Source organism: Promicromonospora sp. NPDC090134 (assembly GCF_044746965.1).
GTDB lineage: Bacteria > Actinomycetota > Actinomycetes > Actinomycetales > Cellulomonadaceae > Promicromonospora.
Window position 1 is genome coordinate 620,973 of sequence record NZ_JBIVCZ010000002.1, and the last position, 14,634, is coordinate 635,606.

15 protein-coding genes and 3 tRNA genes are annotated in these 14,634 nt (G+C 72.3%); 9 read left to right on the forward strand and 9 right to left on the reverse strand.

Annotation, left to right across the window (positions count from 1 at the left end):
• Positions 1-11: 11 nt before the first annotated feature.
• Positions 12-3,521 carry a hypothetical protein gene (locus tag ACIPN7_RS09120; protein ID WP_400540221.1) on the reverse strand — a complete coding sequence of 1,170 codons (3,510 nt, stop codon included), beginning with the start codon at positions 3,519-3,521 and terminating at the stop codon, positions 12-14.
• Positions 3,522-3,675: 154 nt separating this feature from the next.
• Here ACIPN7_RS09120 and ACIPN7_RS09125 point away from each other — a divergent pair, with 154 nt between their 5' ends.
• Positions 3,676-3,978 (forward strand): hypothetical protein, encoded by a 303-nt coding sequence (locus ACIPN7_RS09125; protein WP_400540223.1) that lies wholly within the window; start codon positions 3,676-3,678, stop codon positions 3,976-3,978.
• A gap of 55 nt (positions 3,979-4,033) precedes the next feature.
• Here ACIPN7_RS09125 and ACIPN7_RS09130 read toward each other — a convergent pair.
• From ACIPN7_RS09130 to ACIPN7_RS09140, 3 genes are all read right to left on the reverse strand, one after another.
• Positions 4,034-4,109 (reverse strand) — tRNA-Lys (locus ACIPN7_RS09130).
• Positions 4,110-4,227: 118 nt separating this feature from the next.
• A tRNA-Lys gene (locus ACIPN7_RS09135) sits at positions 4,228-4,303 on the reverse strand.
• A gap of 100 nt (positions 4,304-4,403) precedes the next feature.
• Positions 4,404-4,700, reverse strand: a complete 297-nt coding sequence (locus ACIPN7_RS09140) for a GroES family chaperonin (RefSeq protein WP_400540427.1) — start codon at positions 4,698-4,700, stop codon at positions 4,404-4,406.
• 149 nt (positions 4,701-4,849) lie between these two features.
• On the opposite strand from ACIPN7_RS09140, the gene bcp reads away from it, so the two are divergent.
• The 5 genes from bcp to ACIPN7_RS09165 all read left to right on the forward strand — a co-directional run bounded on the left by bcp (position 4,850) and on the right by ACIPN7_RS09165 (position 7,933).
• Positions 4,850-5,332, forward strand: a complete 483-nt coding sequence (gene bcp, locus ACIPN7_RS09145) for a thioredoxin-dependent thiol peroxidase (RefSeq protein WP_400540225.1) — start codon at positions 4,850-4,852, stop codon at positions 5,330-5,332.
• Positions 5,332-6,543, forward strand: coding sequence for an acyl-CoA dehydrogenase family protein (locus tag ACIPN7_RS09150; RefSeq protein ID WP_400540227.1), 1,212 nt, complete (start codon positions 5,332-5,334; stop codon positions 6,541-6,543). The genes bcp and ACIPN7_RS09150 overlap by 1 nt, the downstream gene beginning before the upstream one ends.
• Before the next feature lie 35 nt (positions 6,544-6,578).
• A tRNA-Leu gene (locus ACIPN7_RS09155) sits at positions 6,579-6,660 on the forward strand.
• A 54-nt stretch (positions 6,661-6,714) separates the two neighbouring features.
• Positions 6,715-7,113, forward strand: coding sequence for a hypothetical protein (locus ACIPN7_RS09160; protein WP_400540229.1), 399 nt, complete (start codon positions 6,715-6,717; stop codon positions 7,111-7,113).
• A 220-nt stretch (positions 7,114-7,333) separates the two neighbouring features.
• Positions 7,334-7,933, forward strand: coding sequence for a DsbA family protein (locus ACIPN7_RS09165; protein WP_400540429.1), 600 nt, complete (start codon positions 7,334-7,336; stop codon positions 7,931-7,933).
• A 37-nt stretch (positions 7,934-7,970) separates the two neighbouring features.
• On the opposite strand, the gene trxA is transcribed toward ACIPN7_RS09165, so the two are convergent.
• Positions 7,971-8,336 carry a thioredoxin gene (gene trxA, locus ACIPN7_RS09170; protein ID WP_400540231.1) on the reverse strand — a complete coding sequence of 122 codons (366 nt, stop codon included), beginning with the start codon at positions 8,334-8,336 and terminating at the stop codon, positions 7,971-7,973.
• A gap of 155 nt (positions 8,337-8,491) precedes the next feature.
• Here trxA and ACIPN7_RS09175 point away from each other — a divergent pair, with 155 nt between their 5' ends.
• Together ACIPN7_RS09175 and ACIPN7_RS09180 are read left to right on the forward strand one after the other, a co-directional pair.
• Positions 8,492-9,061, forward strand: coding sequence for an NUDIX hydrolase family protein (locus ACIPN7_RS09175; RefSeq protein WP_182614170.1), 570 nt, complete (start codon positions 8,492-8,494; stop codon positions 9,059-9,061).
• Positions 9,062-9,240: 179 nt separating this feature from the next.
• Positions 9,241-9,768: a hypothetical protein gene (locus ACIPN7_RS09180; protein ID WP_400540233.1), complete on the forward strand. Its 528-nt coding sequence runs from the start codon at positions 9,241-9,243 to the stop codon at positions 9,766-9,768.
• 116 nt (positions 9,769-9,884) lie between these two features.
• Here the strand turns inward: ACIPN7_RS09180 and ACIPN7_RS09185 are convergent, their stop codons facing one another.
• Together ACIPN7_RS09185 and ACIPN7_RS09190 are read right to left on the reverse strand one after the other, a co-directional pair.
• Positions 9,885-11,525: an ATP-binding cassette domain-containing protein gene (locus ACIPN7_RS09185; protein WP_400540235.1), complete on the reverse strand. Its 1,641-nt coding sequence runs from the start codon at positions 11,523-11,525 to the stop codon at positions 9,885-9,887.
• Positions 11,526-11,639: 114 nt separating this feature from the next.
• Positions 11,640-12,641 carry a trypsin-like serine peptidase gene (locus ACIPN7_RS09190; protein ID WP_400540237.1) on the reverse strand — a complete coding sequence of 334 codons (1,002 nt, stop codon included), beginning with the start codon at positions 12,639-12,641 and terminating at the stop codon, positions 11,640-11,642.
• Positions 12,642-12,817: 176 nt separating this feature from the next.
• On the opposite strand from ACIPN7_RS09190, the gene ACIPN7_RS09195 reads away from it, so the two are divergent.
• A complete protein-coding gene (locus ACIPN7_RS09195) occupies positions 12,818-13,216 on the forward strand; it encodes a DUF3054 domain-containing protein (protein ID WP_400540239.1) in 399 nt (132 codons plus the stop codon).
• On the opposite strand, the gene rdgB is transcribed toward ACIPN7_RS09195, so the two are convergent.
• Both rdgB and rph read right to left on the reverse strand, forming a co-directional pair.
• Positions 13,213-13,824, reverse strand: a complete 612-nt coding sequence (gene rdgB / locus ACIPN7_RS09200) for an RdgB/HAM1 family non-canonical purine NTP pyrophosphatase (protein WP_400540241.1) — start codon at positions 13,822-13,824, stop codon at positions 13,213-13,215. The two genes, ACIPN7_RS09195 and rdgB, sit on opposite strands and share 4 nt — an antisense overlap.
• Positions 13,821-14,576 (reverse strand): ribonuclease PH, encoded by a 756-nt coding sequence (rph, locus tag ACIPN7_RS09205; protein WP_400540243.1) that lies wholly within the window; start codon positions 14,574-14,576, stop codon positions 13,821-13,823. Before rph ends, rdgB begins: the two co-directional genes overlap by 4 nt.
• Positions 14,577-14,634 lie beyond the last annotated feature (58 nt).

Below are 14,634 nucleotides of genomic sequence, written 5' to 3' on the forward strand. Positions count from 1 at the left end.
AGGGCCGAGCCTCAACGCCGCGCCGTGGTGAAGTACGCCGGCGACGCCGTCGTCGTGCCGCCCCCGGAGGTGCGGGCCGTGACGAACCAGGCGTACGTGCGGTCGGGCTTGAGGCCCGACCAGCGGACCGAGGCGACCTCACCGGAGGCCACGGTGTCCCGGCCGATCTCGTCCACCGGGTCGTACAGCACCACCGAGTCGGTGCTGAACGACGTGGTGCGGGAGGTCAGGTCGACCGGCAGCACCATGTTGTCCTCGAGCCCGTTGTAGCGGTGCTCGGTGTCGTACTCCGTGGCGCCGAACTCGCCCAGCAGCGGCGAGTAGGTGTCGATGGAGACCTCACCGCGGTCGACGTCGAACTGCAGCATGCGGAAGAACGAGGCGCCGAACTGGAGCTGGTCGCCGGGGTTGTACCCGCCGATCTCGGTGAGCCCGAGCTGGCCCGCGGACACCGTGTAGAACTGGTAGTCCGCAAGCAGCTCGACCACGCCGCCGCCGATGTCCCCGACCACGGGCGGGCGCACGTTGGTGCCCACGCCGTGCCGGTGCCCGGCGAGCACCATGAACACGTTCGGGTTGTCCTTGACGAGCAGGTTGTACAGCAGCGGCCCGTCGGACCCGCCGAAGTTGGCGCCGCGCCCGTCGGGCGACGAGGACGGCTCCAGGTAGTCGTGCGTGAGCAGGATGCCGTTGCGGTCGGAGTACCGGTCGAAGACCGACGCCGCCCACTCGGCCTCGTCACGCGTCACGCCGTAGGACAGGCCCACCACCACGAAGTCCAGGCCGCCGGCCGAGAACAGGTCGTAGTGGTTCTCGTTCGAGCCGGGCTCCATGACGCCGCCGTAGGACGCGTCGGTCCAGTCCTCGGACAGCGCCTCGTACCGGTCCGGGCCGAAGTACTCGTCGTACAGCGTCGGGTCGGTGCCGGACTGGTTGTCGTGGTTGCCCGCGACCACGCCGTTCGGGATGCCCGCGGCGTCGATCCGGGCCTGCGCCTGCGACGCGAACTCGAACTCGCCGATGACCTGGTCCTCCATCTCGGGCGGGAACGCCCGGATGTTGTTCTCGACGATGTCGCCGGTGTGCGCCACGTAGGCGATCTTGCGCTCGTCGGCGTTGTCGACGATCCAGTCCATGACGCCGGTGTAACCCTGCGCCCAGACGGCACGCTCCTCGGCCGTCTCCTGCTCCACGGCGCCCTCGGTGAGGTACTGGGTGTCCGTGTAGTGGACCATCGAGAAGTCGTAGTCGTCCGGGTCGTCGAACCGGTCCTTGTCACCGGCGTCGATGTCGTCGGCGAACGGGTCCTCGCCGGTGACCATCGCGTGCACCGTGCCGCGGTCCACGTAGTCGCGGGACACGGTGCCCTCCAGCACGGTGCCGCCCTCGACCGCGCCGCGCGCGGAGGCGACGACGTCCCACGTGTCGGTGTCCGGGTTCCAGGCCCGCAGGCTGACCAGGCGCGCAGGGTCGGCGGTGCCCTCCCAGCGCAGCACCGGCGCCTCGACGCGGCCGCGGACCGGCACGTCGAACCGCTGGTAGGTCACGTCGCCCGACGCCGGGGACGTGGCCGACCTCCCGTCGCCCGGCTCCAGCGCCTTGGTGCTCAGCTTCTTCTGGCCGCGCACGTCCAGCGTGGTCGGCACGGCGCTCGTGCTGCCCTGCCAGGCCTGGTTCGGGGTAAGGATCTCCGCCGCGGAGAAGCGCGCGGTGACGTCGCCGCCGTCGGGCGCGGCCACGGTCGCCTTCAGCGTGGCGGTGTGCCCCACACCCTCGGTGCCCGACGCCGGAGCGACGTCCGCCGGCACGTCCGGGATCCCGGCGCTCACGAAGTCGATCTCGTGCGTGACCTCGTTGCCGAGGCCGTCCGTCGCGGACACCGCGAGCGTGTGCGCACCGGCGGTCAGGCCGGGGCCGACCGGGTCGCCCACGGCGATCTCCGCGCCGTCGAGCGTGACGTCCGGGCCCTGCACCACGCCGGAGGCGTCCTCGACGACGACCGCGAGCGGCACCGTGGAGGTGAGCCGGTCGCCGTCCGCGGGGGTCGCGGACACCAGCACCGGGCCGGAGTTGTCGGTGAAGAGCGCGCGGGTGGCGGTCTCCCCCGTGGTCGAGGTCGCCGCGAGCTCGTGCTCGCCGTCCGGCAGGGTGGCGGTGTCGACGTCGGCGCGCAGGCCGCGCGCGGGGGCGTCGACCGTGAAGGTCAGCGTGACCTCGCGCAGCGCGGTGCCGCTGGAGCCGCAGGTGCCGTCGCCCATCGCGTACGAGGGCTTGAGCCCGACGCCGGCGGCGGTGCCTGCCGCGGGCGTCAGCGCCAGGTTCGAGATCGTGAAGTCGTCGCGGTTGCAGTCGCCCGCGAACGTGCCGGTGACCACCTTGACCGTGTTGTCGCCGGGGCGCAGCCACTCGTTGGGGATCGCGATGTCGGCGCGCTGGCTCGCGTACGAGCCGCCCATCGGCGTCTCGATGCCGTTGACGACCAGCAGGTTGGCGGCCCCGCCGTCGACGGCGTTCGAGCCGACGTTGAACGAGAAGGCCGCGTCGCCCGCGCCGAGCGTCTCGGTGGTCTCCACCGCGTCGCCGTCGACCGTGAGCTGGGCCGTGGCGCCCTCGCCGTCCGCGGGGCGGGCGCCCGTGACGGTGACCGTGCCGCGGCTGAGGGTGCCGTCGACCGGCGAGAGGCGGGGCGCGCCGGCGGGCGCGTTGTTCACGCGGACCCGGTGCGCGGTCTTGTCGCCGGCGGCCGTCGTGGCCTCGATCGTGTGCGCGCCGTTGGTCAGGGTCGTGGTGTCGAGGTCCGCGCTCAGGCCGGTGGTGCCCTGCGGGTCGCCCTGGACGAAGAACGACAGCTCGGCGCGCAGCAACAGGCTCGTGTTGCTGCCGCAGGTGCCGTCGCCGAAGGAGTACGTGTACTCGTTCTCCTCGCCGTCGGCGAGCTCGCCGAGGGGCTCCAGCGTGAAGTCCGACAGCACGAAGTCGTCGTGGTTGATGCCGCAGTCGGAGCTGATCGTGCCCACGACGACCTCGACCGTGTTCTCGCCGGTCACGAGGTACTCGTTGGGGACCTCCAGCTCGACGCGCTCGCTCACGGCGTCGGGCAGGTGGATCGGCTCCGAGCCGTTGACCGACACGTAGTTCTTGTACCGCGCCTCGGTCGAGTTCGTGCCGACGGTGTAGCCGAGCACCGACGTGCCGAGGGTCTCCGTGGCGCCCGGGACGTCCTCGCCGTCGACGGTCAGGCTCGCGACGTCGTCCCCGGGGGCGACGGGCCCGGCCGCGACGGGCACGGTGCCCTCGAGGAACTCGCCGTCGTCCGGAGTGAGGATCGGGGCGCCCGACGTCGGGGCCTCCGGCTCGTGCGGGGCCGTCGCCGTCGCGGCGGTGTCCGTCCGGGCGGTGTCCGCGGGGGCGGCGGACGACGACGTCGCCGCCCAGCCCGTCATGGCGAGCGTGGCCGCCGTGACCGCCGCGACGAGGCCGGCCTGCTGCCGGCTCCGCTGTCTTCTGGTGACTGGCCGCATGGCCGTCCTCCCTGTGGTCCGTGAGATGGACGGCTCCGAGCACGCCCGGAGGACAAACCTGGACGGGCCGGGTGAACGGAACAGGTGCAGCAGGCAACAAGCGGACAAATAGTGGGTACCCGGAGAGAGCCGGACGGCGCTCTAGGCTCGGGCCATGGCGAACCACGACGACGAGATCCGGCTGTGCTGCCTGCTGTGGGCGCAGCCCGGCCAGGAGGCGGGCCTCACGGCCTACGAGGACAAGGTGCTGGCGCTGGTCCCGGGGCACGGCGGCACGGTGCTGCAGCGCGCTGCGTCCGACGGCGCGGACGGCCGGCCGCACGAGGTCCAGCTCTACCGGTTCACCGGGCAGCGGGAGCTCGACGGGTACCTCGCGGACCCCCGCCGCACGGCGCTGACGGCGGAGCGGGAGCGGGTCGTGGCGCGGACCGAGCTGTTCCCGGTCGACCTGCTCTGACCGCCCTCGTACCGGAACGACGAAGGCCCCCACCGTGGTGGGGGCCTTCGTCCTGTGGTGCGCCATCTAGGACTTGAACCTAGAACCCGCTGATTAAGAGTCAGCTGCTCTGCCAATTGAGCTAATGGCGCCTGCGACGGGAAGATTACCAGGGACTGGGACCCTCGGCGCACCGATTTCTGCGCCTCACGAACGACCGTGATCCACCCTGCCGCCACTGGGCGAGAGAGGGCCGCGAAGCCGTCGTGCTGGTGCGCCATCAGGGACTCGAACCCCGAACCCGCTGATTAAGAGTCAGCTGCTCTGCCTATTGAGCTAATGGCGCGCAACGGAGAGAAACACTACCAGGACCAGGGGCGTCACCGGTAACCGAACGAGCGGGCCCGCCCTGTGAACTGCACGACAGCCGGGCACGGTGCGCGGACCTACAGGTAAAGCCCCGTCGAACCGTCGGCCTCGGCGCTCTCGGCCACGCCGTGCACGTCGCGCTCGCGCAGGAGCACGTAGTCCGTGCCTGCCAGGTCCACCTCGGCGCGGTCCTCCGGGTCGAACAGGACGCGGTCGCCGACGTCGACCTGACGCACGTGCTCCCCCTTGGCCACGACGGTCGCCCAGGCGAGCCGCTTGGGGCCGACGGCGGTCGCCGGGATGACGAGGCCGGCCGTCGACTGCCGTTCCGCCGAGTCCGTCTCGGGCTCGACCAGGAGCCGGTCGTGCAGCATGCGGATCGGGAGGTTTCCGGGCTTCGTCACGGAGTCGGTCACGGCGGAGGTGCTCACAGGACAACGCTACGCGACCAGCGATCCGGGTTGTCCACAGGCCGCGGTCGCACGGGGCACGAGGACCCGCGATGGCGACTACCGTTACGGGCATGACGACTCGCCTCGAGCCCGGGGACAAGGCTCCCGACTTCACCCTCCCGACCGCCGACGGCGCCTCCGTCCGCCTCGCCGACCTGGCGAAGAGCACCGACAAGGGCGTCATCGTGTACTTCTACCCGGCCGCCGCGACGCCGGGGTGCACCAAGGAGGCGTGCGACTTCCGCGACTCGGAGGCGTCCCTCCTGGGCGCGGGCTACGCCGTCGTCGGCATCTCCCCCGACAAGGTCGCCAAGCTGGCCAAGTTCGCGCAGGACGAGACGCTGACGTTCCCGCTGGCCTCCGACGAGGATCACGCGACCCTGGAGGCGTACGGCGCCTGGGGCGAGAAGCAGAACTACGGCAAGACGTACGTGGGCGTGATCCGCTCCACGGTCGTGGTGAACCCGGACCTGACGGTCGCCGAGTCGTTCTACAACGTCAAGGCGACGGGCCACGTGGCCCGCATCCGCAAGGTTCTCGGGCTCGACGCCTGATGGGCGGCCCGGCGGACCTGCTCGACGTCGACTCCGAGCTCAGCGAGGCCGAGCTCGCGACGCGCGCCCGCGTGCGGGAGTTCGTGGACCGCCGGGTCCGCCCGAACATCGCCGGGTGGTTCGCCGACGCCCACTTCCCGCGCGAGCTCGTCCCCGAGCTGGGCGAGCTCGGGGTGCTCGGCATGCACCTGGACGGCTACGGCTGCGCCGGGCGGTCCGCCGTCGAGTACGGCCTGGCGGCGCAGGAGCTGGAGGCCGGCGACTCCGGCATCCGCACGTTCGTCTCCGTGCAGGGCTCGCTGGCGATGTCCGCGATCCACAAGCACGGCTCCGAGGCCCAGAAGCAGCAGTGGCTGCCGCGCATGGCGACGGGCGAGGCCGTGGGCTGCTTCGGGCTCACCGAGCCGGAGGCCGGCTCCGACCCGGCGAGCATGACCACGCGCGCCCGCTTCGAGCCCGGCTCGGAGGGCGGCGACGCCGGAGGCGAGTGGGTCCTGGACGGCGCCAAGCGCTGGATCGGCATGGCCTCGTTCGCCGACGTCGCGATCATCTGGGCCAAGGTCCGCGAGCCGCAGGACGACGGGAGCGAGCGCGACCGGGTGCGGGGATTCGTGGTGCCGACGTCGACCCCGGGGTTCACCGCCGTCCCCATCGAGCCGAAGCTCTCGATGCGGGCGTCCGTGCAGTGCGACATCACGCTGGAGGGCGTGCGGCTGCCCGCGGACGCCCTGCTGCCCGAGCACCCCGGCCTGGCCGGGCCGTTCGCGTGCCTCGACGAGGCCCGCTACGGGATCGTCTGGGGCGCGGTGGGCGCGGCCCGGGACGCGTTCGAGGCGGCGCTGGCGTACGCGCAGGGCCGGGAGCAGTTCGGCACGCCGATCGCGGGCTTCCAGCTCACGCAGGCCAAGCTCGTCGACATGGCACTGGAGATCACCAAGGCACAGCTCATGGCCCTGCGCCTGGGCCGGCTCAAGGACTCGGGGCGGCTGGAGGGACACATGATCTCGGCCGGCAAGCTGAACAACGCCCGCATCGCCATCGAGGTCTGCCGAACCGCCCGCACGATCCTGGGCGGCAACGGCGTCACGCTCGACCACTCGCCGATGCGCCACGCCAGCAACCTGGAGTCGGTGCGCACCTACGAGGGCACGGACGAGGTGCACACGCTCGTGCTGGGACGACACCTCACCGGGCTCGCCGCGTTCCGCTGACCTGCACGCTCACCTGGCCGTAGACTGAGCGCCGCGCGCGAGTGGCGTAATTGGCAGCCGCGCCAGGTTTAGGTCCTGGTGTCCTCGGACGTGCGGGTTCGAGTCCCGCCTCGCGCACCCTCAGCACGTCAAGCCCCGGAGCTCTGGCGGTTCGTCTACGATCGCCCCGACATGACCCTCTCGTCCCGGCCACGATCGAGCGCGACCGCCCCGCGGTCCGTGCTCGTCGTGCTGCTGCTCGCGCTGGCCGGGCTGGTGGGCGTGATCACGCTGGGTACGACCACCGCGAGCGCGGCCCCGGCAGTCGCCGTGGTGCAGCACCACGGCGACGCCCCGAACCATGACGCACCGGACGACTGCCCGGCCCACGGGTCACAGCACGGCGAGACGCTGGGGCTGCTGAGCCTGCGCGTGCCGCTCGGCACCGGGACCGAGCCGGCGCTCTGCGCGCCGTCCTACCGGGTCGCGGCGCCGGCGCCGGCGACCGCGGGGAACCGCGCGCCACACGCCCACACGCTGGCGCGCGCGCTCGGGCACGACCCCATGCTCTGGGGCATCAGCCGCACGTAGGCAGGGCGTCCGGCGGACGCCGTCGTCCGCCCACCACCACCGACCGCCGGGCCCGACCCGGCCGCCGGCACGCCCTGCTACCCGTGAAGGAACCCCTGTGACCACGAAGCGCACTGCCACCAACCGCCCGACCGCCAAGGGGGGCTCCGCCGCCCGCCGCCCGAGCACCACCCGCCGTCTCACGCCCCGACTCGCACTGCAGCTCGTCCTCCTGGTCGGCGTGCTCGGCCTGATCGCGCTGCTGGTCGGGTTCATCCTGAGCTCCCGCCCCGACGCCCCGCCCGGGGACGCCCAGGTCGTGCGCGAGAACAGCCACGTCCTGAGCCAGGCCGACGACGAGCAGGCCGTGCTCGTCGAGTTCCTCGACTTCGAGTGCGAGACCTGCCGCGCGTACTACCCCACCGTCGAGCAGCTCAAGGAGCAGTACGGCGAGGAGCTGACCGTCGTGCTCCGGTACTTCCCGATCCCCGCGCACGCCAACTCGGTCAACGCTGCCGTCGCGGTCGAGGCCGCCGCGGCGCAGGGCGCGCTGGAGCCCATGTACCAGCGGATGTACGAGTCGCAGGCCGAGTGGGGCGAGGTCCAGGACTCCCAGGCCGAGGTCTTCCGGGGCTTCGCCCAGGACCTCGGCCTCGACCTGGACCGGTACGACGCCGCCGTGGCCGACCCGGCCACGGCGGAGCGCGTGCAGAGCGACTTCGACGAGGGCCGGGCGCTCGGCGTCAGCGGCACCCCGACGTTCTTCCTGGACGGCGAGAAGCTGGAGACGCGGAGCCCGGCCGACCTGGTCGGGGCCGTCGAGACGGCGCTCGGCCGGTAGCCGCACCGCGGGCGGGCCGCCAGGCCCGCCCGTCGCGTCAGTTCTGCTGCTGCGCGGCGAGGTCCTTGCGAACCACGTCCATGTCGAGCCCGCGCACGGCTTCGACGACCTCGGCGAGGCCCTTGGCCGGCAGCGCGCCCGCCTGGCGGAACACGAGCACGCCGTCACGGAACGCCATGAGCGTGGGGATGGACGTCACCTGTGCCGCGGCCGAGATGCCCGGGTTGGCGTCGGTGTCGATCTTGGCGTGCACGATGTCGTCGTTCTTGTCCGAGGAGGCCTCGAAGACAGGTCCGAACATCTTGCACGGCGGGCACCAGGTGGCCCAGAAGTCCACGAGCACGATCCCGTTGTCGCTGACGGTCTTCTCGAACGTGGCGTCGGTGATATCGACAGTTGCCATGTCACGCTTCCTTTCGTTGGGCGTCTACCAGGTGAAGCACAGCCCCACCCTCTGCTATTCCAGGAGCGGCGGTTCGGCGATCCGTGTCACATCCCGGCACCGATCGGGCGGCGCGGGGTCAGGCACCGCAACGCCCGAACTGGTAGAACGGACCCGTGACGGACACTGCCGACTACCCAGCCGACGATTTCTACCGCGAGCCCGCCCCGGTGTCGGGCTGGATGACCGACGAGGACCTCGCCGTCGTACGCGCGCAGCTCCCCCTCGTGTACGTCGACGCCGTGCCGGTCCGGGTCGACGACTCGGGTGACGTGGTCGCCGTCGGGCTGCTCCTGCGGGTGAACCCGCAGGGCGCGATGACGCGGGCCCTGGTCTCCGGGCGCGTCATGTACCACGAGCGCCTCCGGGACGCGCTGCTGCGGCACATCGAGAAGGACCTCGGTCCGGTCGCGCTGCCGCAGGTGCCGCCGTCGCCCCAGCCGTTCACCGTCGCCGAGTACTTCCCCACCCCGGGGATCACCGCGTTCCACGACCCGCGCCAGCACGCCGTCTCGCTCGCCTACGTGGTGCCCGTGACGGGCGACTGCCGCCCGCAGCAGAACGCGCTCGACCTCGCCTGGCTCACCCCGGAGGAGGCCTGCGCGGACGACGTCCAGGCCGAGATGATGAACGGCCAGGGGATGCTGATCAAGCAGGCGATGGCCCACGTGGGCCGGCTGCCCTGAGCCGGGGCCGCACCAGCCCAAGACCTCCCGCTCGGGGGGCTTGGGCACTCGTCTGGACGAGCGCTCTGCCAGGAGTGCACCTAGCCTGATCCTTGATACCTGAAGATGTCGGTTCCCGTTGCGTATACGCAACAGCCCGCCACCAGACCGATCAAGGAGAGGCTCGATTGAGCGGGCACGTGTTCGTCGACGAGACCAAGGCTCGTGACTACCTTCTCGTCGCCGTCGCGCTCGACAGCGCTGATCTCAGGGCGGCTCGGGCCGAGATCAGAACGCTGACGATGCCGGGCCAGGCGCGACTGCACATGCACCGCGAGAGCGACTCGCGTAGGCGAAAGATCCTCGCAGCCATCTCACGACTCCCGGTCGAGGCCACGATCTTCCGGGCCGTCGACGCCGACCGGCCGCGGCGCAAGGAGGCCGAGCGGCGCAGGGCATGTCTCGAGGAGCTCGTCACCGGGGCGATCCGGGACGCGCGAACCACCATCTGCCTCGAGCACGACGCCAGCATGATCCAGGTGGATCGCAGGGTCCTGATAACCGTGACGAAGGCCCACCGCTCCGAGGACACCCTGTTGTACCGTCACGACCGAGCCGCGAGCGAACCCCTGCTGGCACTTCCTGACGCCATTGCCTGGGCCTGGGCCCGTGGCGGCGAATGGCGGCCGCGGTGCGAGGAGATGGTGACGAAGGTGGTCGACGTCTGAGATGCGCGAAGCCCGAGCGCACAGCCGTCCGGCTGGCTCTCGGGCTCACTTCCCTCCGCTTAGCGCGGTGGGCTGGCATCAGGATAGGCCGCCGCCGTCCAGCCCCGCAACGGGAGTCAGCCCGCCTGCGTCAGGTCCAGGACCGGCCAGTCCTCCAGGTCGGTCCGCATGCGGCGGTCGTGCGTCGCCACGACGACGGCGCACGGCGTGACCTGGAGGGCCCGGGTCAGCTCGTCCACCAGGTCGATCGACAGGTGGTTCGTCGGCTCGTCGAGCAGCAGCAGGTGCGGTGCGTGCAGCAGCGCCCGCGCCAGCTCGAACCTGCGGCGCTGCCCCGCGGACAGCTCGGCCAGCGGCCGGTCCAGGTCCTCCTCGCCGAGCAGCCCGAGGCCCGCGACCGGGACCACGTGGTCGGGGTCCAGCTCGTTCGAGGCGAGCAGCCGCAGCGCCTCGTCGGCGTACGTCTCGAACCCGGTCCGCAGGCGCGCCTTTCCGGTGATGGCCTCGCTCTCCTGGCCCACGACGCCGATGCGGGCGCCCGGCGCGACCGTGCGGCTGCCCCGGTCCAGCTCCAGCGTGCCGGCGAGCGCCGCGAGCAGCGTCGACTTGCCGGTCCCGTTCGGCCCCACCACGAGCAGCCGGCCCGACGGCGGGATCGCGACCCGCGTACCAGGCAGGTCGAGCCGGGCGGCGGCGTCGTCCCCGACGCGCGGGGAGCGAACCTCCACGACCGGGTTGCTGGGGTCCCAGCCCGGCGACATCGCGGGCAGGTCGGGGAACCCCAGCTCGACGGGCGGCCTGGGCACCTCGATCGCCTCGGCCTCCAGCTTCTGGACCAGCCGGTCGGCGGCCTTGACGTGGATGCGGGCGCGGGTGGCCCGGCGGTGCTTCTGCGAGCCCTTGCCCGGGCGCCACTCGTCCGACAGTCCCTCGTAGGACTCGTCGAGCCGCTCGGCCAGGGTCGCCGCCCGCTTGCGCTCGGCCCGGTAGCGCTGGCGCCACCGGTGCAGCGCCTGGTTCTTGGCGAACCGGTAGGCCAGGTAGCCCGGCTGCCCGTAGAGCACTGGCTTGCCGTCCCACGACGGGTCGAGGTCGAGGATGGCGGTGGCGACGTCGTCGAGCAGCTCGCGGTCGTGCGTCACGAGCACCACGCCGCCGCGCCACGCGACGAGCTCGCCCGTGAGGAACTCGATCGCGGAGTCGTCGAGGTGGTTGGTGGGCTCGTCGAGCAGCAGCAGGTCGGCGCGCTCCGCGAGGCGGCAGGCGAGCCGGACCCGGAACCGCTCCCCCACGCTGAGCCGGTCGAGCCGGCGGGCGGGGTCGCGCGGGGCGCCCAGGCGCGTGAGGGCCACCTCGACGCGGCGGTCGGCGTCCCAGACGGCGAGGTGCTCCGCGAGCGAGAGCGTCCGTTCCAGCACCGCCAGGTCGCCGGAACCGTGGTCGAACGCCGCCGCGGCGGCCTCCAGCTCGGCTGCGGCGCTCCGCAGGCCGTCGAGCGTCCCGGCGACCAGGTCGCCGATGGTCTGCCCCGGGGCGGGGTGCAGCTCCTGCTCGACCAGCGCGACGGTGCCCTGCCGGCGCACCTCGCCCGACTTCGGCAGCAGGTCGCCGGCCAGCAGGTGCAGCAGGGTGGACTTGCCCGAGCCGTTCTCGCCGACGACGCCGAGCCGTCCACCCGGGGAAACCGTGAAGGAGACCCCGTCCATGACGGGCCGCCCGGGGTAGGCGAAACCGAGGTCCTGGGCGACGAGGTGCATCCGCCCAGCCTACGGGGGACCGCTGCCGGGCCCGAAGTCGGCGGGCCGGCGAGCCAGGCCGGGCCCGCGGCGTCCTCGCGCGGAGGCGCCGCGAGCCCGACCGTGCTCAGCGCGTCAGAGTGACGAGGCCGAGCTGTACAGCGACTGGGCGACGTCGCCGAGATACGGGCCGAACATGTAGTTGCGCATGCTGCCGCCCCGGTACTTGAAGGAGTTCACCGAGTTGAGCACGCCCACGCCGGTGGACTCGGTGTAGTTGACGAACCAGGGGCCGCCCGACGAGCCGCCGGTCAGGTTACAGTCCAGGCCCTGGTCGGAGCTGCCGCCGAACGTGTCCTGCACGACGGTTCCGTGGCACCACGCGATGTCCGAGCCGTCGTACGGGTTGGCCGCCGGGTAGCCGAACGAGTACATGTACTGGCCACGCGGCTGGTTGAAGCCGATGGACTGCCCGCCCACGACGTCGGTCAGGTGGGCGCCGTTCAGCGTGTTCAGCACCGCGAACGCGACGTCGTAGTCGAAGTCGCCGCTGTTCTGCCACTGGGTGGTGGTGGTGAGCTGGCGCGCGGTGAACGTACCGTAGGGGCGGGCGCCGTCGTCGTACGCGGGGACGAAGGCCCAGTTCGTGGCAAACGCCCCCGGCCCCTCGTTGACGCAGTGACCGGCGGTGAGCACGACGTCCTTGTTGCCGGAGCTCACGGCACTGCCCGAGCAGACGTAGTTCGCGCCGCCGAGCGTGAAGAACACCTTGCCCGTGGTGTCGACCACCTCACCGCCGCCCGAGTAGTAGCCGCCCACGAACGCCGCGGAGGGTGCCGGCTTGGGCGCCGCCTGCGGGACGACGGTCGGCTTGCCCGCGGCCACTGTGCCACCGGCCGAGGACTTCTCCCTGTCGGCCACCAGCACCTCGGCGGGCAGGGCGTCACGCATCCGCTTCGGGGTCCAGTACTCGGCCACCCTGTCCTGAGCGGCCTGGCTGGTCGCCGCGCTGTGCACCGCGACATCGCTGACGCTCTCGCTCGCCTGCGACGGCGCACCGAACGCGACGGCCACGCTGCCGCCGAGCGCCAGGGCCGCCACGGCTCCCAGCAAGGTACGGGAGAGGTTGCTTCGCATGCTGCCTCCTAGATCACGCTGGCCGCCAGACGGCGGCCAGCGTGATCCTGCGGTCTGGACGATTCGACCGCAAGAGCCACATATGTCCGGGATGTAAATTTCTTCCGACACGCGCCGATCTCTGGTGCCAGCCGACAAGGCGCGGTCCGGCGCGGGCAGCGGACTACGCTCGACGCGTGAGCACCCCCGCACCGATCTCCCGCGCGATTCCCGTCTGGCCCGCCGCCGTGGCCGACGCCGTCGCCGTCCTCGTCTTCACGGTCGTCGGCATCGCGTCGCACGACGGCTCGCTGGTCGCCGCCCTGGGCCGCGTCGTGTGGCCCTTCGCCCTGGCCGCGGCGATCGGCTGGGCCGTGTCCCGCGCGTGGCGCGACCCGGCGCGCGTCTGGCCCACCGGTGTGATCATCTGGGCCGTCACCGTGCTCGGCGGCCTGGCGCTGCGCGGCGTCACGGGCGGAGGGCTGGCGTGGTCGTTCGCGCTGGTCACCGCGATCTTCCTGGCGATCACGATGCTCGGCTGGCGCGGCCTGGTCGCGGGGATCCGCCGCGGCCAGGCCCGCGCGGCGGCGAGCTAGGCGCCCAGCACCTCGACGACCACCGGCGCCAGGGCGCGGAACGCCTTGCCGCGGTGGGAGATCGCGTTCTTCTCGTCCGCGGACAGCTCCGCGGCGGTCCGGACCCCGTCCACGACCAGGATCGGGTCGTAGCCGAAGCCGTTGGCGCCGCGCGGCGCCGTGGCGAGCACGCCGCGCATCTCGCCGAGGCGCACCTCCTCGCGCCCGTCGGGCGTGACCAGCGCGGCCGCGCACACGAAGCCGGCCTGGCGGTGCTCGGCGCGCACGTCCCCGAGCTGGCCGAGGAGCAGCTCCAGGTTGCCGAGGTCGTCCCCGTGCTTGCCGGCCCAGCGCGCCGAGAAGATGCCGGGCGCCCCGCCCAGCACGTCGACGGCCAGGCCCGAGTCGTCGGCGACGGCGGGCAGCCCGGTCGCGGCGCACACGGCGCGCGCCTTGATGAGGGCGTTCTCGGCGAACGTCACGCCGTCCTCCACGGGCTCCGGCGCGCCCACCTCGCCCGAGGTGACCAGCTCGCCGTCGGGCAGGTCCAGGCCCGCCTCGGTGAGGATCGCGCGCAGCTCAGGGACCTTCTTGGCGTTGTGCGTGGCGAGAACGATCCGGGCCGTCATGCCAGCTCCTGCGCGAGCGCGTCCTGCTGGATCTTGGCGAGCTCGGCCGTGCCGCCCACCGCGAGGTCGAGCAGGGCGTCGAGCTCGGCGCGGTCGAACGGCGCGTGCTCCGCCGTGCCCTGCACCTCGATGAACTTGCCGCCGCCCGTGACCACCACGTTCATGTCGGTCTCGGCGCGCACGTCCTCCACGTAGGGCAGGTCGAGCATCGGGGTGCCGTCGATGATGCCCACCGAGACGGCGGCGACGGAGTCGGCGAGCACCTGCTTGCCGCCCTTGACGTGCCCGTGGCGGCGGCCCCACGCGATCGCGTCGGCGAGGGCCACGTACGCGCCGGTGATCGCAGCGGTGCGGGTGCCGCCGTCGGCCTGCAGGACGTCGCAGTCCAGCACGATCGAGTTCTCGCCCAGCGCGCTCATGTCGACGACGGCGCGCAGCGAGCGGCCGATCAGCCGCGAGATCTCGTGCGTGCGCCCGCCGATCTTGCCCTTCACGGACTCGCGCTGGCTGCGCTCGTTGGTGGCGCGCGGCAGCATCGCGTACTCCGCGGTGACCCAGCCCTCGCCCGAGCCCTTGCGCCAGCGCGGCACGCCCTCGGTGAACGAGGCGACGCACAGCACGCGCGTGCGCCCGAACTCCACGAGCACCGAACCCTCGGCCTCGTCGAGCCATCCCCGGGTGATCTTCACGGGGCGGAGCTGGTCGGTGGCGCGCCCGTCGGCGCGCACGATCTCGTCGGTGCTGGAGGTCATGCGCCCAGCCTAGGTGGTAGGCGGGGGCGATCATTTCGTGCTCCGGAAAGCACGCCGC

Bases quoted from the DNA above. Each gene is read 5' to 3' on its own strand.
- ACIPN7_RS09190 (WP_400540237.1), bottom strand. From the start codon at position 12,641: ATGCGAAGCAACCTCTCCCGTACCTTGCTGGGAGCCGTGGCGGCCCTG.
- ACIPN7_RS09120 (WP_400540221.1), bottom strand. From the start codon at position 3,521: ATGCGGCCAGTCACCAGAAGACAGCGGAGCCGGCAGCAGGCCGGCCTC.
- trxA (WP_400540231.1), bottom strand. From the start codon at position 8,336: ATGGCAACTGTCGATATCACCGACGCCACGTTCGAGAAGACCGTCAGC.
- ACIPN7_RS09150 (WP_400540227.1), top strand. From the start codon at position 5,332: ATGGGCGGCCCGGCGGACCTGCTCGACGTCGACTCCGAGCTCAGCGAG.
- ACIPN7_RS09185 (WP_400540235.1), bottom strand. From the start codon at position 11,525: ATGCACCTCGTCGCCCAGGACCTCGGTTTCGCCTACCCCGGGCGGCCC.
- ACIPN7_RS09160 (WP_400540229.1), top strand. From the start codon at position 6,715: ATGACCCTCTCGTCCCGGCCACGATCGAGCGCGACCGCCCCGCGGTCC.
- rph (WP_400540243.1), bottom strand. From the start codon at position 14,576: ATGACCTCCAGCACCGACGAGATCGTGCGCGCCGACGGGCGCGCCACC.
- ACIPN7_RS09125 (WP_400540223.1), top strand. From the start codon at position 3,676: ATGGCGAACCACGACGACGAGATCCGGCTGTGCTGCCTGCTGTGGGCG.
- rdgB (WP_400540241.1), bottom strand. From the start codon at position 13,824: ATGACGGCCCGGATCGTTCTCGCCACGCACAACGCCAAGAAGGTCCCT.
- ACIPN7_RS09140 (WP_400540427.1), bottom strand. From the start codon at position 4,700: ATGCTGCACGACCGGCTCCTGGTCGAGCCCGAGACGGACTCGGCGGAA.
- bcp (WP_400540225.1), top strand. From the start codon at position 4,850: ATGACGACTCGCCTCGAGCCCGGGGACAAGGCTCCCGACTTCACCCTC.